This is a genomic window from Xanthomonas sp. MUS 060 (genome assembly GCF_000963215.1).
Classification (GTDB): Bacteria; Pseudomonadota; Gammaproteobacteria; order Xanthomonadales; family Xanthomonadaceae; genus Xanthomonas_A.
Genome location: NZ_JZIM01000005.1, coordinates 26908 through 44843, shown reverse-complemented (window position 1 = coordinate 44843; position 17936 = coordinate 26908). Strand labels below are relative to the sequence as shown.

Genomic DNA, 17936 nt, shown 5'->3' with positions numbered 1-17936 from the left:
GTTCAGTGCGCCTCGTCGCGCTGGGCCGGCTCGTAGCGCGGGAAGCGCTGGGCGATGTCGGTGCCGGTGAAGTGGCCGATCCAACCGTCCGGCTCGGTGAAGAAGCGGATCGCGACGAAGCGCGGCTCCGGGCCCATGTCGAACCAGTGGTGGGTGCCGTCGGGCACTGCGATCAGATCGTTCTGCACGCATTCGATTTCGTAGACCTTGCCGTCCACGTGCAGGGTGAACAGTCCGGAGCCGGCGACGAAGAAGCGCACCTCGTCTTCCTTGTGGAAATGCTCGTCGAGGAACTTCTTGCGCATTTCCTCGCGCTGGGGATGGTCGGGGGCAATGCTGACCACGTCCACGGTCTTGAAGTTGTGCGCGGTCACCAGACGGTCGATGTCGGCGCGGTAGGCGTCCATCACCGCCTCGGGCGAGGCGCCGGCTTGGATCGGTTGGTTCGCTTGCCAGCGTTCGAAGACGACGCCGATCTTCTGCAGCTCGGCGGCGATCGCATCGCCATCGCGGCTATCGAACAGCGGCGCCTCGGGAGTGGTGTCGGCAAAGATGCGGAGTCGGCTCATGGCGGCAAGACGAAAGATGCGGGGAGGAAGAGGGTAGCAGGTGTATTGCAGGCGACTGTTGCGGCACTGGAACGTATTGCGCGGTGCGACGATGTCTAGCCTTGTGCGCCTAGTTTGCGCAGTTCCAGTTCGCAATGCAGTAGGAATTCGAAGGCTTCCAGGTGTCGGCGTGCTTCGGCCATGTCGCGGCCCCAGGCGTACAGGCCATGGCCGTCGATCAGATAGCCCCACAGCGCGGTGCGATCAAGTAGTGCATCCACCTGCGCGGCCAGCACCGTCATGTCCTGGGTATTGGCGAAGACGGGCAGGTCCACCGCAATCTCGTGGGTCTGGTTGCCGTGCAGCGCCTTGAGCAGTTCGTAGCCTTCCAGGTGGACATGGCCCTGTGCCGCATACAGGCGCGAGGCGATGGTCTGTACCGGCGAATGCGTGTGCAACACGCAACCGATCTCGGGAAAGCGTCGGTACAGTTGGGTATGCAGCAAGGTCTCGGCCGATGGGCGTAATGGGCGGCCCACGGCTTGTCCGTCGAAGTCCACCACCATGATGTCGTCCTCCACCAGCCTGCCTTTGTCGCGACCGGACACGGTGATCGCCGCATGGCGCGCGTCCAAGCGATGGGAGAAATTGCTGCTGGTGGCCGGAGTCCAGCCGGCCTGGGAGAGTTCGCGGATGTTGCCGATCAGCAATTGCGCCAGCGTGCGCAGGCGTTCGGGGTCGTAGGGCAGGGCATTCATGCGTCTTAGTGTAGGGCTTGCTGGTGTGCTTGGGATAACGCGTCGGCGGCAATCACGCACTCCGGCCGGGACGGGTGTAGCGTCCCCGCTCGCACAATGCCTGCACTATTCCTGGCCAACGCTGTCGGGATCGTTGCGCAGACGGCTGTGGCGGTAACCGTAGCCGAAATAAATCATCAAACCGACTGCGGTCCAGCCGACCATCAGCAGCCAGTTGTACGCGGTCATCGCCGACAGCAACGCCAGGCAACTGAGCACGCCGGCGATGCAGACCGGCCAGACCAGGCGAATACGGAACGGGCGCGGTAGATCCGGCTGGGTGCTGCGCAGGATCAGCACCCCGGCGCAAACCGCGGCGAAGGCGATCAAGGTGCCCATCGAGGTCAATTCGCCGAGCACGTCCAGCGGGAACAGCGCGGCCAGCAGGGCGATGCCGATGCCGGTGATCAGCGTGTTGACATGCGGTGTGCGATAGCGTGGATGGATCTTGGTGAACAGTGGCGGCAGCAGGCCGTCGCGGGCGATGATCATGAAAATGCGTGGCTGGCCGATGATCATCACCAGCACCACCGAAGACAGGCCGATCAGTGCGCCGACCTCCACGACCACGCGCAGCCAGGCCAGTTGCGGGTGCGCGGCGACGGCCGTCACCACCGGCTCGTCGGTGCCGAGTTGGGTGTATGGCACCAATCCGGTCAGCACCGCAGCCATGGCGATGTAGAGCACGGTGCAGATGATCAGCGACAGGAGCATGCCGATCGGTAGATCGCGCTGCGGCCGGTGCGATTCCTGCGCCGCGACCGAGACCGATTCAAAGCCGATGTAGGCGAAGAACACCATGGCAGCGCCGCGTAGCACGCCCTCCAGGCCGTACTTGCTTGGGCCTTGGCTAGCGGGAATGAATGGGTGCCAGTTGGATGGATCCACATAATGCGAGCCCACCACGATCACCAGCACGACCAGGCCGCTCTTGAGCACGACCATCGCCATATTCATCGCCGAGGATTTGCGAATGCCGACGTAGCACAGCCAAGTCAACAGCAACACAATGCCGGCGGCGGGTAGATTGGCGATTGCTCCGGTGAGGTGCAGCTTGCCATCCAGCGGCGCGTTGACCAGCGGTGCTGGTAGGTGGAGGTGGAAGTGATCGAGCAGGCTGAGGAAGTAGCCGGTCCAGCTCACCGCGACCGCCGCCGCCGACACGCCGTATTCCAGCACCAGCATCCAGCCGATGAACCAGGCCGCCAATTCGCCGAAGGTGGCGTAGGTGTAGGTGTAGGCGCTACCGGACACCGGCACCATCGCCGCGAACTCGGCATAGGCCAGTGCGCAGAACCCGCAGCACAGCGCGGCGAGCACGAACGAGAGCATGATCGCCGGCCCGGCATGGTTGGCCGCCGCCTGGCCGGTGATGACGAAGATGCCGCCGCCGATCACCGCGCCGATGCCCAGCGCAGTCAGCCCCCAGGGGCCGAGCGTGCGTTGTAGGCCCAGCCCGCCGGCATCGGCGTGGCTGGCGTGCGGGTGTTTGGTGGCCAAGAGGTGTTTGAGCATGGAACGGCTCCAGCCGGGCGTGGCGCGCAGTGCGAAGGAATGAGGGTGAAGGACGGCGTGCACGCCGGCCGTGGCAGCCGAGGATCAGGCATTGTCGGCCAGATGGCTGTTGCGGATGCCGTAGCAGAAATAAATGCACAAGCCGAGCAGCGTCCAGACGATGAAGACCTTCCAGTGTTCCTGGAACGCCTGCAAGAACAGCAACACGCAGGCGATCGCGCCGAGCGGACAGATCAGCGGCGCGAGCGGCACCCGGAACGGGCGTGGCAGTTCGGGCTTGGTGAAACGCAGCACCAGCACGCCGATGCAGACCGTGGCGAAGGCGAGCAGGGTCCCCATCGACACCAGTTCGCCAAGGACTTCCAGCGGGATCAATCCAGCCAGTAGTGTGGCGGCCACGCCGACCACGATAGTGCCGACATAGGGCGTATGGAACTTGCGGTGGACCTTGCCGAACAGCCGAGGTAGCAAACCATCGCGGGACATGGTGTAGAAGATGCGCGGCTGGGCCATCAGCATGACCAGCACCACCGAGGACAGGCCGGCGATGGCGCCGATCTCGATGATGGTCTTCAGCCAGGCCAGGTTGGGATAGTGCTCCAGCGCCGTGGCCACCGGTTTGGCGGTGCCGAGTTGGGTATAGGGCAGCAGGCCGGTCAGCACCGCACAGACGATGATGTAGATGACCGTGCAGATCGCCAGCGATACCAGGATGCCGATCGGCATGTTCTTCTGCGGGTCCTTGGTTTCGCCAGCGGAGGTGGAGACCGCGTCGAAGCCGATATAGGAGAAGAACACGATGGAGGCGGCACGGAAGATGCCGCTCCAGCCGAACGTACCTGGGCCGGTGTTCTCCGGAATGAATGGGGTCCAGTTGGCCGGGTCGATATGCGAGATGCCGACGCCGACGAACAGGCAGATCACCACGACCTTGATCGTCACCACGATGGCGTTGGCCAACGCCGATTGCGTGACGCCGACATAGCACAGCGCGCTGACCGCAACGACAATCAGCACCGCCGGCAGGTTGACCAGGTTGCCGGAGGCGACGAAGGCATGGCCAGTCCATTGCAGCGGTCCACCGGCCAGCTCCGCCGGGAACGGCAGCCCCAGCGTACCGGTGACGAAGCTCATCAGGTAGGCCGACCAGCCGACCGCGACGCTGGAACCGGCGAACAGGTATTCCAGTACCAGGCACCAGCCGATGAACCAGGCCACACCCTCGCCGAGCGTGGCGTAGGAATAGGAATACGCGCTACCGGAAACCGGCAACATCGCGGCGAATTCGGCATAGCACAGCCCGGCGAAGGCGCAGGCGATGCCGGCGAACACGAACGAGAGCATCACCGCCGGACCGGCATGGTGGGCGGCGGCCTGTCCGGTCATCACGAAGATGCCGGCCCCGATGACCGCGCCGATCCCGAGCATGATCAGGTGCTTGGCGGTGAGGCTGCGCTTGAGGCAGGTTTCGCCCTGCAGACTGCCCTCGAACGGTTCGCCGGCTTCGACATGGCCGGCGGGGGCGATCGGCTTGATCCGCAATAGAGACTTCAGCATTCGGTGTATCCCAGGTAGGGTCGGGGGCAAGGGCCCGGGTATTGAGGTGAAGATGCGTCCGTCCCAGGAGTGGATGGCGCAGGCGTCGTACCATGCCAAAGCCAGCCGGCCACCACAAGCTCGCTGTGCGCTGCACCACGATCATGGCCGACCCCGATTGAGAAATGCACATGTCCGAACCGCCCTTACGCCAGTCGTTGCACGCATATGTCGAGCGATATCCTGAGCAGGCCGAGCTTGCCGCGCAGTTTCTCGCCTTGCTGGACGATGCCGCCGATCCGTTCGTGCGCGCGCGTCTGGCCGGTCACTTCACTGGCTCGGCGTGGCTGGTCAGTGCCGACGGCGCCCGCACCTTGCTGACCCACCACCGCAAGCTGCGGCGCTGGCTGCAACTGGGTGGTCATGCCGATGGCGAGCGCGATCTGGCGCAGGTAGCATTGAGAGAAGCGCAGGAAGAATCGGGGTTGCCTGGGTTGTTCCTGCTCGATGGCGCCATCTTCGATCTGGATCGACATTGGATTCCGGCGCGCGATGAGGCGCCGGGCCATTGGCATTACGATGCGCGTTACGTGGTGTGCGCTGGCGCGGACGAGGCGTTCGTGGTCAGCGCCGAGTCGCTGGCCCTGGCCTGGCGTCCGATTGCGGTATTGCGCGATGATGCCGATCTGGATCCATCGCTGCGGCGCATGGCAAGCAAGTGGGAACTTCGCCAGCGCTGAGTGAGGAATGCTCCCGTGTCAGTGAAGTTTCCGCGCGCTTGCTCAATACGGAGTCCGCGTCAGCAACGTTACCACTACCCGTGCCAGTTTCTTCAGTAATGGCCCACTGAAATCCTGCTTAGCTCGTTTGCTGATACTTGCTCGGCCAGCAGCTTCTTCAGGCCCGCTTTCCCGGCCATCCAAATCCTTCAAATGGCCACTTGCCTCCTTCTTGGGCCTGGAATGTCGCCGAATACGCTAGTTCTGGCTGATCAAAATGACAGGTGGCAGGTCGCGTTTGTCATCATCACGCATCATCCACTGAAGACTCTCTATGGTGATAGCACCATCTAAGTGAGCGGTTTACGTCACGCGATGTACTCCAAGGAAGGCTCTGGTATACAAAGGAATGTGAAGTGTTGAAGTTGAAAGTCTTGCGGGATGACAAAGTGTGGAGTTGTCGTAGGTGGTGAGTGTATTGGGGAGGGGGCTCTTCTGATAGGGCAGGGTGTGCAGAGTTGGTCGAGTGTGGCAACTTCGACTGTTACTCATGCCGCCACTTCACTCGGTTGCTCATGTCAGTCGTCGGCATTTCGGCACAGCAACCAAAATTTTGTGATGAGATCCTCTTAATTTTGCCATTTTTCGAGTAGTTGAACGTTTTTTTGCCAAATACTTGACGTGGCAGGGCCTATGAGGCAGATTCTCGAGCGCAATTTTTGATTGCTCGGCTATAGCAGTAGGAACGGGGGCGTGCATCTAAGCCGGTGCATGTAAGGGTGACATGGAAGGTTTGCTATCACATTCTGCTTTTTTAGACGTATATCGCTGGGTGGTGGGCATGTTCAATGTTCACTCAATTGCGTGTACGTCAGTCTTTCGCGTCTGTCTCAATCAAACGATGCGCGTGCTGTGCAGGGGCGGCGGGAAATTCCGTGGTCATGCGGGCATCGCGCTGGGTTTTGCTTGTTCATCCAGAAACGTTTCCGTAATTCAGAGGCCAGCGTGAAAAAAACGCATATATTCCGGCTGATTGCTGCGTTGAGCGCCATTGCGCTGTTGAACGCTTGCGCAACCAGTTCTGCGCCCAATTTCCGTGGTGGCTGGAAGCCGGTCAACCGGCTCTCCGCATCGACGATGGAGATTCCGCTCTACTCCTCATACGTATATCAGGCTGTGCCAATGGATGGCACATTGAAGACAATGCTCGAACGTTGGTCTAAAGATTCCAATATGGAGTTGTCCTACGGTATCCAGTCCGACTACACGCTCTATGCGCCCGTGGCCAAGATCAATACTGCCAGCATCCAGCAAGCGGTTGCCGAACTGAGCGTGATCTATGCGCCAGAAGGTGTGACTGTCTCTGCTGCGGGTAATCGCATTTTAGTAAAACCCTCCTCGTCGCCCAGTATTACTCCTGGGGTCAGCGGCGGTGCAAAAACAAAGTGACGTCATGCGGGAGCCTGTATGAGCTTGCGCAGCCACATTATGAATCTGGTGAAGTCTGATGTTCGGTAAGAAGCCCGTTGAGAGCGAGAGCGTTAACAAGACCGTTGCGAAAGCGGTCAATTACGAGATCAGCATTGCTGATTTGGCACGGCGCAGTGAGCGTCGCGCATGGTGGATTGCGTTCAGTGCAATCATCCTGTGCTTGTTGCTCGGCGGTGGTTACTACTACATGTTACCGCTGAAGGAAAAGGTTCCCTACTTGGTGATGGCAGATGCCTATACCGGTAACTCAACTGTATCTGTGTTGCGGGATATTGGTGACGTTAGGAGTATCACTACCAGCGAGGCGCTGGCCAGAAGCAATGTCGCCAGATTCATTACGGCGAGGGAGTCATACGACTCCGAAATGATGGGCCTGAACGACTGGCCGACCGTGTTTTCGATGGCGCCTAAAGATACCTCGGTGGGAGCGGAGTATTATGCGTTGCATGCTCCAAATAATCCATCGGCACCATACTATACTTACGGAAAAACGCGATCCATTCGGGTGGCGATCCTGAGTATTACACTGCAAGGTGGTGGTGGAAAACCCTATGACGGTGCGAATGTTCGGTTTCAGCGTAGTGTCTATGATAAGAAAAGTGGGCAGTCCACTTTTCTTGATAATAAGTTTGCCATCCTGGGTTTTCGCTATAATAACAACCTGGTGATGGATGAAGACCTTCGCGTGCAGAACCCATTGGGTTTCCAGGTAACGGATTATCGAGTCGATAACGACTACTCGGCGATGCCAGTGCCACCATCGCCGTCTGTTCAGTCGCCGACGGTGAGCGCGGTGCAGTCGCATCCGCCTGGACCGATGGCCGCACAGTCTTCCATGCCCGCTGGCAACGTGGTTGCTCCTGCCCAGCAACAGATGCCAGCCGCAAATCCTGGTAGTGCACCTGTTTATCCCGGAGCGCAGCCCGCTCTTGCCCCGCCTGCGCCCAACGTTGCACCCCAGAACAATGGCAATGGAGCGAACGTTCGATGAGTTTCTTGACGAAAATTGGTCCTGTGCATATTGCATCGCTGGCCTTGTCGCTGTTCGCGCCGTTGGCTTCAGCGCAGGTGGTTCAGCAGTACGAGTATGAGCCTGACAAGATTTATCAGATCCGTACCGGCCTTGGCATCACCACCCAGGTCGAATTGAGTCCGAACGAGAAGATCCTTGACTACAGTACTGGGTTTAGCAGTGGTTGGGAATTAAGTCGCCGCGAAAACGTCTTCTATCTGAAGCCGAAGAACGTCGATGTTGACACCAATATGATGATCCGGACTGCCACCCATTCCTATATTCTGGAATTGAAAGTGGTTGCCACCGATTGGCAGAGGCTGGAGCAGGCCAAACAGTCCGGTGTTCAATACAAAGTGTCCTTCACCTATCCGAAAGATACCAGTTTCGCTGCGGCGAGTGAGAAGGTGAAGGATGAGTCTCAGTTGGATACGCGGCTGACCAAAGATCGTCATTATTATTTCGATTACGATTACTCCACGCGTTCGAAGCAAATGTGGATCGTACCGAGCAGCGTTTATGACGATGGAAAGTTCACATACATAAAAATGGATCTGGCGCGTTTCCCGACAGGAAATTTCCCGGCCGTATTCGGTCGAGAGAAAGAGAACGGTGAGGATTTCTTGGTCAATACCACAGTTGAGGGAAATACCCTGATCGTTCATGGGACCTATCCCTTCCTGGTCATCCGCCATGGCAAAAATGTCGTCGGCCTGCGTAGGAATAAGCAAAAGTGAATTCGAACATGCCTCCTTCTGACGAAAATAATGACCATGATCAGGGTCAGCCGCGTTCTCCACAGTCGGGTGACGCCAACCGAGAGAATCCCTATTTCGCTCGTCATCGGCAGACCACCGATCTGGATCTTGACGCCAATGAGCCAGTTCTCAGGTCAAGTGATCTCAAGAAGCTCAATCGTAAGGCATTGGTCTTCTTGGCGGGCGTTGCCTTGCTGTTGGTCATGGCGATTTTCTGGGTCATCGGTGGCGGGCGTGATGCAGCGCCGCCGCCTAAACCACGCCAGGAAGCCGTAGTTGCGCCAGCGCTGCCGCAAACCGCCGCTCCGCCGCCAATCCAGCAGGCCGAACCAGTTCCGTTGGCCGAGCAGCCAAATTTACCGCCGATGCCACCGATGCCACCTGCGAGTGTGGCGCAAGATACGCGACCTTCACGTCAGGAGCGGGGCGCATCGTTGTTGGAGCGGCGCATGGCGGTCATGCAAGAGGCCGGTGGTGCCCAGCAGCAAGGTATCCCCGGGCTATTGCCAGGGCAAGAACAGGGTGGAGCCCAGCAAAAGCAACAGGAGCAGGAAACCTCCGCCAAGCCGATTGCCAATCCGGACGGATTATTGGTGCGCGGCACCTACATTCGCTGTGTCCTTGAGACGCGCATCATTACCGACTTCCCAGGCTTCACATCCTGCATCATCACCGAGCCCGTATATTCGATCAACGGCCGGCGCCTATTGCTGCCAAAGGGGTCGAAAATGTTGGGTCAGTATGGTGCAGTAGAACCGACCGGTCCGCGAATGCAGGTGGTTTGGGATCGCATCACGACCCCGACTGGGATCGACGTCACTATGGTGGGGCCGGGGGTCGACAATCTTGGCAGTGCGGGTCATCCAGGCCAGTACAACGCACATTGGCCAAGCCGGATCTCCTCGGCTCTGATGATCAGTCTTCTCAGCGATGCGTTCAAATGGGAGGCGGCTGAGCACGGCCCCAGGACGACTTCGGTCGGTATCAATTCCGGCGTCGTCACCCAGCAGCCCTACGAGAGTAATACGGCCCAATCCATCCAACGCCTGGCGGATCAGGCGTTGGATCGTCGTCACCCAGCGACTGTCACCATCAATCAAGGCACCGTGGTCAATGTGTACGTTGCCAAGGATGTCGATTTCACTGCCGTGTTGCCGCGATGATCGCCTGAGGAATCCGACGTGACTTTCGAAGAATCTCCGACCGCACAGATCTCGACGGATTTCCTGGATTACCAGTACTCGGTGCTGGGAATTCTGGATTATCTCAATTCTCCGGAAGTGACGGAAATCTGCATCAACCGTCCTGGTGAGTTGTATCTGGAGACGCTGCGTGGCTGGCAGCGAATGGACATACCTTCGTTGACCTTCGAGCGTGCGCGGCAATTCTGTACCTCAGTGGTCAACGAGAGCAACACTGGTCAGCGCATCACGGATGTGGATCCTGTCGTGTCGCTGACCTTCCCGACCGGGCAGCGCGCCCAGTTCGTCATTCCTCCTGCTTGTGATGCGGGAAAAGTGTCGATCACAATTCGTCTCCCATCCAAGCACGCCAAAACGTTAGAGCAATACCAGCAAGACGGGTTTTTCCAGGAAATCCTGGAAATGCAGGCCGGTGTCAGCGAACAGGATCGTGAGTTGCTTGAATTGCGGCGTCAGCGCGATTACGCCGAGTTCTTCAAGAAAGCTGTCTTGTTCAAAAAGAATGTTGTCGTTGCCGGTGCTACGGGGAGTGGCAAGACGACGTTCATGAAGTCGCTGGTGAATCATATTCCCAATGAAGAACGTTTGGTCACGATCGAGGATGCACGCGAGCTGTTTATCACGCAGCCAAATGTGGTGCATTTGCTTTACTCGAAGGGCGGGCAAAGCGCGAGTAATGTGACTGCGAAGAGTTGCATGGAAGCCTGTTTGCGGATGAAGCCGGACCGCATTATTCTGGCTGAGTTGCGTGGTGACGAATCTTTCTACTTCATCCGCAACTGTGCTTCAGGCCATCCAGGTTCCATCACCAGTTGCCATGCTGGTAGCATCGGACAGACTTGGGATCAGTTAGCCCTGATGGTCAAGGCATCTGCCGAGGGTTCGGGATTGGAGTTCTCGGTCATCAAGCGCTTGCTCATGATGACCATCGACATTGTGGTGCACATCAAATCGCATGCTGGGCGGCGCTATATCACCGGTATCGATTTCGATCCAGAACGTACACTCTCCGGTGCGAGGAGTGATTTTCATTGACACGATAAGTTGGTTGATAGTTGATTGGCGGTAATTTTTTCAGCGATGTCTCATCTGTGACTCCTAAGCACTTGGCGATGGAGTTGATACATACGGAGTGAAGGCTGCATGTTGCCAGGCATGGAACTACTGAGTTGCCCTGAAATGGCGGTTTCGGCCGAAGTCATGCAGCACGTTGTGCGCGTGGAATCCTCACGCAATCCGTTCGCGATTGGTGTGGTCGGCGGGCATTTGATCCGACAGCCGAAGAATATCTCCGAGGCGGTCGCCACTGCACACATGTTGGAGCAGAAGGGCTACAACTTTTCCCTCGGGCTAGGGCAGGTCAATCGCTATAACTTGATAAAATATGGGCTGGATTCATACGAGAAAGCATTTCGAACCTGTTCAAATCTGCAAGTCGCCTCCAAAATTCTCGCGGAATGTTATAGCCGCTCTGGCGGAAATTGGGGCAAATCTTTTAGCTGCTACTATTCCGGAAATTTTGAGACTGGTTACAGTCATGGTTATGTGCAGAAAATCTATGCGTCCATCAACCAAGAGCGCTCTCAAACTGCGACTCCGGTAGTGGCGATCCCGGTAATTCCGGTCGGCATACGCCATGCTGTGACTGGAACTGCAAAGGATGCGATAGTGCATGAGGTCGATTCGATCATCGCACGTCGCATCGCGGCGTCTAACAATCAACTGGCCGATCGTTTGGTCCCGGAAGCGCAGATTTCGACGCAAAATCAGGCTGCTGTCAATACGCAGGGACAAGAAAAGTCGCCGGCTAGTGCCGCTGCACTCATGCCTACACAAGAAAAAGATGCTGACCTCTATGTAATACGGTCAACCGGTGGCGGCAAGGGAGTGGCGGTTCCTGTTGGCAGTGGAGCAAATTCAGCTTCTGAGGCTTCCGCGAGTAGTTCGCCGGTTGTTGCGGGATCGGCTGTTGCTGGTAAAGCTGCATCACCACCGACGTCTGATGATGGAGCGTTCGTATTTTAGCCGGTCTAAATGGCACTTTGGTGTAAATGATTAAATGATTAAATGATTAAATGATTAAATGATTTCCCCACGTTTTTCAAGTCAAGGAGATACCCATGATGTCCAATAATAATCAGATCAACTCGAACGCCAAGATCATTGGTGTGGCCGCGTTGAAGGCTGCGATTTTTACTGCTGCCATATTTGCTTCAGGTGTTGCCATGGCGGCGGGCACAGGCGCCGATTATGCAGGTGCTGATCAGAAAGTCTGCGGCTTTCTCTCTCGGTAAGACGAACAACATCCTGAATATGGCCTCGGTCGTAGTCGTCACCATCGCGACGGTTTTCTCGGGTTACCAGATTGCTTTTGCACATAAGCGCGTTTCCGAAGTTGCGCCAGTTCTCTTGGGAGGCGTGCTGATCGGTGGGGCTGGTCAGTTGGCCAAGATGTTGATCGGCGAAACGGGCCAGACATCTTGCCAAGCGAGTATCGATCTCATCCAGCACGCGCTGCAGTATGCATAAGGACGTACTTTTCCGGGGTTGTACCCGGCCTGCGATGTTCTTCGGGGTGCCTTACATCCCGTTTTTCATCGGAGCGGGAGGTGGCTTCCTGATGGGAATTTATTTCGATATGCGTTTTCTGCTGCTCATTCCTGTCATCGTTTTCGTTATGCAACAAATGACCAAGCGTGATGAGATGATCTTCAGAATGCTTGGTTTGCGTTGGATGTTCAAAATGCGTGTGCGTAACCAGCAGCGTTATTCAGGCATGTGGGTTTTTTCTCCAAATGAATATCGGAAAGATGCGTCAGATAAAAGGCGTTAAATCTATTTGACATCTAGTTTATCTCAGTGCACGAGCTTTCATGGCGTGCACTGAATATTTTTTCCGCATGTGCGTGGTGATTTTCTGTAGTGATTTTGACTGTTCCCGGCTTGCTTAAGTCGGTCCTTGGTAAGACGAAACGTATTTCGAGTTATTCCACTATTATGTTCATCCCAGATACTTCGATCAGTGAGTTCATTTCCATCTCCACTCACGTGGCACCGTCCGTACTCAAGACGACGGGAGGGGACTTCATGTTGACTTGGCATCTTGGCGGCTTGCCCTTCGTAGGGCGAGAGGAGTGGGAGATCGAACATCGCCACAACACATTCAACCGGATGTTGCAGACCCTGCGCGCACCGGATTTCGCGAACGTGGCATTCTGGGTTCATGACGTGCGTCGTCGCCGTCGAATCAATTCCAATGGTGAGTTCCGTCAAGCCTTCAATCAGGAACTTTCCGACCAGTATTACAGTGCGCTTTCTTCGCAAAAGATCATGCAAAACGAGCTTTACATGACCATGATCTATCGTCCGGTGGTGACCGGTAAGCGGCCTGATGAATAAATCTTCTAGCATCACGCAGCTGCAGTCAGAGCAGGATCAGGCGATAGCTAAAATTCTTGAGCTTGCGGGTAATGTCGAGGCCGTTCTCAAGGATTATTCGCCTTACCGGCTGAGCATGTATGAGGCCAGCAATGGCGTGGTGTTCTCCGAAACGCTGGAATTCTTTGGTTATCTCATCAATCGTATCGATGAGCCGGTGCCGGTGCTGCAGGCGCCGGTATCTGCTTATCTTCCAGTCAGTAAGCATATGTTTGCCAATAAAACCGGTGACTATGTGATTAAAACCCCGGAGGGTGTTAATCATTTTGGTGCAATTCTGAATATTAAAGAGTATGCCGATGGCACTTATCCTGGCATTCTTAATGGTATGAAATATCTGGATTTTGAATATGTCATGACCCATTCTTTCAGCCCGATGGGGCGTCACGACGCGCTGAAGGTGTTGGATCGGACCAAGGGCATGATGGTCTCCTCAGGCGATAAGGCGGTTAGCCAGATTCACGAGCTCGACTTGGCGATGGATCAGTTGTCGTCGGGCAATTTCGTGCTGGGCGAGTACCATTTTACGGTCGCTGTTTATGCCGATACTCAAGAGAAGTTGTCGCAGCAAGTCGCCACCACGCGCGCAGAATTGTCCAACGCTGGTTTCGTCTCGACCAAAGAAGATCTGGCGATTGTCTCATCTTTTTATGCGCAGTTGCCGGGCAACTGGCGCTACCGGACTCGTTTGGCAAATGTCAGCTCATTGAATTTTCTTGGGCTTTCACCTTTGCACAATTTCGCACAGGGCAAACGCAATAATAATCCTTGGGGCGAGTGTGTCACCACTCTGCAGACCACGAACGGGCAGCCTTATTATTTCAATTTTCACGCCACGCATCCGGCAGAGAACTCGTTCGGCGAAAAGGCCATTGCCAATACGATGGTCATCGGCAAGTCGGGTACGGGTAAGACCGCGCTCATCAACTTCCTGCTCAGCCAGGTACAGAAATTCGATCCCGTTCCGACTATCTTTTTCTTCGACAAGGATCGTGGTGCGGAAATTTTCGTGCGTGCATGTGGTGGTAACTATCTTGCGTTGGAGAATGGTCAGCCGACTGGATTCAATCCATTCCAGTGCGAACGGACGGAAGCCAATATTCAGTTCCTGTCCGATTTGATCAAGGTCCTGGCTGGAAAGCCCGAATACACCTCGCGTGAAGAAGAGGATATCTTCCGTGGAGTCGAGAGCATGCTGGATACGCCCATACAATTGCGGAGTATGACTAACTTCCGTAAAAGCCTGCCCAACATGGGGGACGACGGTTTGTATGCACGCATTCGCAAGTGGACCGCAGGAAATTCGCACGGCTGGGTGTTCGACAATCCGGTCGATACGATCAATTTGGAAAAGGCGAGCATTATCGGCTTCGACTACACCGACGTGATCGACAATCCGGAAGTGCGTGCCCCGGTCATCAACTATCTATTGCATCGCTTGGAGGCATTGATTGATGGTCGGCCGTTGATCTACGTGATGGATGAGTTCTGGAAGATCCTCGACGGGAAGGGCGGGCTGAAAGAGTTTGCCAAGAACAAGCAGAAGACCATCCGTAAGCAGAATGGTCTGGGCATCTTCGCGACTCAGAGCCCAGAGGATGCGTTGGCCAGCGATATCTCCGCCTCGCTGGTCGAGCAGACGGCCACCATGATCCTGCTACCCAATCCAAATGCCAGTAAAGAAGACTACATGGATGGCCTCAAGCTCACCGAGGCTGAATATCAGGTGGTCGTCGGTCTGGATGAACGTTCGCGTTGTTTTCTGGTCAAGCAGGGACACGGATCGTCGGTATGCCAGCTCAATCTGCGCGGTATGGATGATGCGCTATCTGTCATTTCCGCTTCGACCGATAACATCGACATCATGCATCATGTGTTGGATCGTAAGGCCAAAGAGCATGGCGTCGCGCCGGACGATTTAAAGCCCGAACAGTGGTTGAGCGAATTCTATGCAAGGCGTAAGGGGTCCGGAAAATCGGCATCCGGGAGGTCGTCGTCTTCGGATAGCCGTGGCACCGCAACAGTTGCTTGACGGTGCCTGTCCAGATGCATGATTACCATGCTTTTCCTGATTAGCACTGGCTCTCAGTCATTCAGTGGATGCGTTTGAACAGTGCTACATGCAGAGCTGCCACCAGAGCTGCCACTGAGTGGCTAATCACTCCGGCCGCTCCGCATTGTAGTGTTGTTGCGATTCGGACTTGTTGACCTTACCGGGTTCCGGCGACGATCGCCGCCGCCTTGGCGGAGCTCTCGCGGACCTTGTCCCACTGGCCGTTGGCTAGCCACTCTTTCGGCACCATCCACGAGCCGCCGATGCAGACCACGTTCGGTTGCGTCAGATATTCGGCAGCCGTGCTCTCGCCGATTCCACCGGTGGGGCATAGTTTCAAGTCGGCCAGCGGACCGGCCAGTCCCTTGAGCATTGCCAGGCCGCCGACCGCCGAGGCGGGGAATAGCTTGCACACGCGGAAGCCACGCTCCATCAGTGCCATCAGTTCGCTCGGCGTGCCCGCGCCTGGCACCACCGGCAGTGGTGCTCGCGCCAATGCCTCGGCCAGCATCGGCGTGGTGCCCGGGGTCACGATGAAATCGGCGCCGGCATCGATCGATTGCTGCAACTGACTCGCGTTGAGTACCGTGCCGGCACCGATGACGATATCCGGCAATTCGCGCTTGAGCATTGCCAGCGCTTCCAAGGCAACGGGCGTTCGCAGGGTCAGTTCGATTGCCGGCAGTCCGCCTTCCAGCAACGCGGCAGAAACGCGGCGGGCTTCTTCCAGGCTGTGCACGGTCACGACGGGCAGGATGCCGGCCGCGCGCAGCAATTGCTCGGCCTTGGTCTGGTGTTCGGCGATGGTCATGAGGGTCTCTGATTGATGTACGCGTCGAGGCCCAGGCCGCGAGTGGCCTGGGGCAGGGTGGGGGTGGTCGGAGCGATACGAGAGTCGCTCAGGCGTCCTTGGCCTCGTGTGGTGCGGCAGCGGCTTCCGCGTCGTGTCCAAGTTCGTACTCGGCGTCGTAGTTCCACAGGTCGCCGTCGGCCGCAGGTGGGCCACAGGAGATCGAGAGCGCGCCCTGGTCGGCGGGGCCGACCACGCGGCGGTTGATCCCGAACAGATTGCGACCGATGTCGTGCGCGGCTGGCGCCGTGTTCGGCGCTGGCGTGCGTGCGGCCCATTCGTTGGCGTCCACCAGCACTTCCAGGGTGCCGGCTTCGCCGTCCAGGCGCACGATATCGCCTTCGCGCACGCAGGCGATGGGGCCGCCGCGCGCTGCTTCCGGGGTGACGTGGATGGCTGCCGGGAACTTGCCCGACGCGCCGGACAAACGTCCGTCGGTGACCAACGCCACGCGCCGGCCCTGGTTCTGCAACAGGCCCAGTAGCGGCGCCAGCGAGTGCAGTTCGGGCATGCCATTGGCACGCGGACCCTGGTAGCGCAGCACGACCACAAAATCGTGCGGCAGCGCGCCAGCGGCGTGCAGTTTGTTCAGCGCCTGTGGCGCATCGATGACGACCGCCGGTGCCTCGATGGTGCGGAATTGCGGCTTCACCGCCGATAGCTTGATCAGCGAGCGACCGAGGTTGCCGCGTAGCAGGCGCAAGCCGCCTTGCGCTTCGAATGGGTTGGCGGCCGGGCGCACGACGGCTTCATCGCCGCTCTTGGCCGGGCTCGGCGCGTAGGCCAGCGCGCCGTTTCGTACGCATGGCTCGTCGGCGTAGGCGCGCATGCCACCGGGGACCACGGTGGGCAAGTCGTCGTGCATCAGTCCAGCGTCCATCAACTCGCGGAACACGAAGCCGATGCCGCCGGCGGCAGCGAAGTGGTTCACGTCGGCGTCGCCGTTCGGATACACGCGGGCCAGCAGCGGCACCATTTGCGACAGGGCGTCCAGGTCGTCCCAGGTCAGCACGATGCCGGCCGCACGCGCCACCGCCAGCCAGTGGATGGTGTGGTTGGTGGAACCGCCGGTGGCCATCAGTGCAACCACGGCGTTGACGATGGCACGCTCGTCGATGAGACGGCCAAGCGGGCGAAAGTCGTTGCCCAGCGCGGTGATGCGCAGCGCGCGTTCGGTCGCCTGTTGGGTCAGTGCCTCGCGCAGCGGGGTGCCAGGATTGACGAAGGATGCGCCGGGGAGCTGCACGCCCATCGCTTCCAGCAGCACCTGGTTGGAGTTGGCGGTACCGTAGAAAGTGCAGGTGCCAGGGGCATGGTAGGAGGCCGACTCGGCTGCCAGTAACTCCTCGCGGGTGGCCTGACCGGCGGCGTAACGCTCGCGCACTTCGGCTTTTTGTTTGTTGGGAATGCCGGGTGGCATCGGGCCGGCAGGAACGAAGATCGCTGGCAGGTGCCCGAAGGCCAGTGCGCCAATCAGCAAGCCCGGCACGATCTTGTCGCACACGCCCAGATACAGGCTGGTGTCGAACATGTCGTGGCTCAGGCCGATAGCGGTGGCTTGTGCGATCACGTCGCGCGAGAACAGCGACAGCTCCATGCCCGGCCGGCCTTGAGTCACACCGTCGCACATCGCCGGTACACCGCCTGCCACTTGTGCGGTGGCGCCAAGCGCGCGGGCGGTGTTGCGGATGAGTTCCGGGTAGTGCTCAAACGGCTGGTGTGCCGAGAGCATGTCGTTGTAGGCGGTGATGATGCCGAGGTTCGGGGTGATCCCGCCTTCGAGGCGACTCTTGTCGGTGGGCCCGCAGGCGGCGAAACCGTGGGCGAGGTTGCCGCAACTCAGGCGGCTGCGAAATGGCCCCTCGCGCAGTGCGGCGTCGATGCCGGCCAGGTAGGCGTGCCGCGACGGCGCACTGCGCACGCGGATACGCTCGGTGATCGCATGAAGTTTGGGATGCAGGGTCATTGGCTGAAATGGTTACGGAGGGGTAGGGGCCAGGGGGCGGCAAAAGCAGCT

At 58.0% G+C, this 17936-nt stretch carries 14 protein-coding genes and 2 pseudogenes; 10 read left to right on the top strand and 6 right to left on the bottom strand.

Annotated features, from left to right (window positions below; genetic code table 11):
- Nucleotides 1–2 precede the first annotated feature (2 nt).
- The 4 genes from XANALMUS060_RS07435 to XANALMUS060_RS07420 all read right to left on the bottom strand — a co-directional run bounded on the left by XANALMUS060_RS07435 (nucleotide 3) and on the right by XANALMUS060_RS07420 (nucleotide 4417).
- Nucleotides 3–569: an acireductone dioxygenase gene (locus XANALMUS060_RS07435; protein WP_045737847.1), complete on the bottom strand. Its 567-nt coding sequence runs from the start codon at nucleotides 567–569 to the stop codon at nucleotides 3–5.
- 95 nt (nucleotides 570–664) lie between these two features.
- Complete coding sequence (locus XANALMUS060_RS07430; protein WP_045737846.1) at nucleotides 665–1306, bottom strand: methylthioribulose 1-phosphate dehydratase; 642 nt, start codon at nucleotides 1304–1306, stop codon at nucleotides 665–667.
- A gap of 105 nt (nucleotides 1307–1411) precedes the next feature.
- The gene (locus XANALMUS060_RS07425) at nucleotides 1412–2860 is read right to left on the bottom strand and encodes an amino acid permease (protein WP_045737845.1); all 1449 of its coding nucleotides are present in this window, start codon (nucleotides 2858–2860) and stop codon (nucleotides 1412–1414) included.
- A gap of 84 nt (nucleotides 2861–2944) precedes the next feature.
- A complete protein-coding gene (locus tag XANALMUS060_RS07420) occupies nucleotides 2945–4417 on the bottom strand; it encodes an amino acid permease (protein ID WP_045737844.1) in 1473 nt (490 codons plus the stop codon).
- A gap of 170 nt (nucleotides 4418–4587) precedes the next feature.
- Between XANALMUS060_RS07420 and XANALMUS060_RS07415 the strand changes: the two genes are divergently transcribed.
- The 10 genes and pseudogenes from XANALMUS060_RS07415 (at nucleotide 4588) to XANALMUS060_RS07375 (ending at nucleotide 15048) form a co-directional block, all read left to right on the top strand.
- Nucleotides 4588–5136, top strand: a complete 549-nt coding sequence (locus XANALMUS060_RS07415) for an NUDIX hydrolase (protein WP_045737980.1) — start codon at nucleotides 4588–4590, stop codon at nucleotides 5134–5136.
- Nucleotides 5137–6135: 999 nt separating this feature from the next.
- Nucleotides 6136–6564, top strand: a complete 429-nt coding sequence (locus XANALMUS060_RS07410) for a hypothetical protein (protein ID WP_045737979.1) — start codon at nucleotides 6136–6138, stop codon at nucleotides 6562–6564.
- A gap of 58 nt (nucleotides 6565–6622) precedes the next feature.
- The gene (locus XANALMUS060_RS07405) at nucleotides 6623–7597 is read left to right on the top strand and encodes a type IV secretion system protein (protein ID WP_045737843.1); all 975 of its coding nucleotides are present in this window, start codon (nucleotides 6623–6625) and stop codon (nucleotides 7595–7597) included.
- Nucleotides 7594–8355 carry a TrbG/VirB9 family P-type conjugative transfer protein gene (locus tag XANALMUS060_RS07400; RefSeq protein ID WP_045737842.1) on the top strand — a complete coding sequence of 254 codons (762 nt, stop codon included), beginning with the start codon at nucleotides 7594–7596 and terminating at the stop codon, nucleotides 8353–8355. Before XANALMUS060_RS07405 ends, XANALMUS060_RS07400 begins: the two co-directional genes overlap by 4 nt.
- Nucleotides 8352–9539: a TrbI/VirB10 family protein gene (locus XANALMUS060_RS07395; protein WP_045737841.1), complete on the top strand. Its 1188-nt coding sequence runs from the start codon at nucleotides 8352–8354 to the stop codon at nucleotides 9537–9539. Before XANALMUS060_RS07400 ends, XANALMUS060_RS07395 begins: the two co-directional genes overlap by 4 nt.
- A gap of 18 nt (nucleotides 9540–9557) precedes the next feature.
- Nucleotides 9558–10613, top strand: a complete 1056-nt coding sequence (gene virB11, locus XANALMUS060_RS07390; protein ID WP_045737840.1) for a P-type DNA transfer ATPase VirB11 — start codon at nucleotides 9558–9560, stop codon at nucleotides 10611–10613.
- Between the two features lie 108 nt (nucleotides 10614–10721).
- Nucleotides 10722–11603, top strand: a complete 882-nt coding sequence (locus tag XANALMUS060_RS18420; RefSeq protein WP_082064971.1) for a lytic transglycosylase domain-containing protein — start codon at nucleotides 10722–10724, stop codon at nucleotides 11601–11603.
- 98 nt (nucleotides 11604–11701) lie between these two features.
- Nucleotides 11702–12107, top strand: a pseudogene (locus XANALMUS060_RS07385) (TrbC/VirB2 family protein).
- Entirely contained in the window at nucleotides 12100–12411 is a 312-nt protein-coding gene (locus tag XANALMUS060_RS07380) for a VirB3 family type IV secretion system protein (protein ID WP_082064970.1), read from the top strand. The pseudogene XANALMUS060_RS07385 and the gene XANALMUS060_RS07380 overlap by 8 nt, the downstream one beginning before the upstream one ends.
- A 164-nt stretch (nucleotides 12412–12575) precedes the next feature.
- Nucleotides 12576–15048 (top strand): annotated as a pseudogene (locus XANALMUS060_RS07375) (VirB4 family type IV secretion/conjugal transfer ATPase).
- Nucleotides 15049–15226: 178 nt separating this feature from the next.
- Here XANALMUS060_RS07375 and XANALMUS060_RS07370 read toward each other — a convergent pair.
- Together XANALMUS060_RS07370 and edd are read right to left on the bottom strand one after the other, a co-directional pair.
- Nucleotides 15227–15880, bottom strand: coding sequence for a bifunctional 4-hydroxy-2-oxoglutarate aldolase/2-dehydro-3-deoxy-phosphogluconate aldolase (locus XANALMUS060_RS07370; RefSeq protein ID WP_045727751.1), 654 nt, complete (start codon nucleotides 15878–15880; stop codon nucleotides 15227–15229).
- Between the two features lie 88 nt (nucleotides 15881–15968).
- Nucleotides 15969–17885, bottom strand: a complete 1917-nt coding sequence (gene edd, locus XANALMUS060_RS07365; RefSeq protein ID WP_045737838.1) for a phosphogluconate dehydratase — start codon at nucleotides 17883–17885, stop codon at nucleotides 15969–15971.
- Nucleotides 17886–17936: the final 51 nt, after the last annotated feature.

What these genes read in the sequence shown, in the direction of transcription:
- XANALMUS060_RS07435 (WP_045737847.1), bottom strand. Translation starts at nt 569, where the DNA reads ATGAGCCGACTCCGCATCTTTGCCGACACCACTCCCGAGGCGCCGCTG.
- XANALMUS060_RS07430 (WP_045737846.1), bottom strand. Translation starts at nt 1,306, where the DNA reads ATGAATGCCCTGCCCTACGACCCCGAACGCCTGCGCACGCTGGCGCAA.
- XANALMUS060_RS07425 (WP_045737845.1), bottom strand. Translation starts at nt 2,860, where the DNA reads ATGCTCAAACACCTCTTGGCCACCAAACACCCGCACGCCAGCCACGCC.
- XANALMUS060_RS07420 (WP_045737844.1), bottom strand. Translation starts at nt 4,417, where the DNA reads ATGCTGAAGTCTCTATTGCGGATCAAGCCGATCGCCCCCGCCGGCCAT.
- XANALMUS060_RS07415 (WP_045737980.1), top strand. Translation starts at nt 4,588, where the DNA reads ATGTCCGAACCGCCCTTACGCCAGTCGTTGCACGCATATGTCGAGCGA.
- XANALMUS060_RS07405 (WP_045737843.1), top strand. Translation starts at nt 6,623, where the DNA reads ATGTTCGGTAAGAAGCCCGTTGAGAGCGAGAGCGTTAACAAGACCGTT.
- XANALMUS060_RS07400 (WP_045737842.1), top strand. Translation starts at nt 7,594, where the DNA reads ATGAGTTTCTTGACGAAAATTGGTCCTGTGCATATTGCATCGCTGGCC.
- XANALMUS060_RS18420 (WP_082064971.1), top strand. Translation starts at nt 10,722, where the DNA reads ATGTTGCCAGGCATGGAACTACTGAGTTGCCCTGAAATGGCGGTTTCG.
- XANALMUS060_RS07380 (WP_082064970.1), top strand. Translation starts at nt 12,100, where the DNA reads ATGCATAAGGACGTACTTTTCCGGGGTTGTACCCGGCCTGCGATGTTC.
- XANALMUS060_RS07370 (WP_045727751.1), bottom strand. Translation starts at nt 15,880, where the DNA reads ATGACCATCGCCGAACACCAGACCAAGGCCGAGCAATTGCTGCGCGCG.
- edd (WP_045737838.1), bottom strand. Translation starts at nt 17,885, where the DNA reads ATGACCCTGCATCCCAAACTTCATGCGATCACCGAGCGTATCCGCGTG.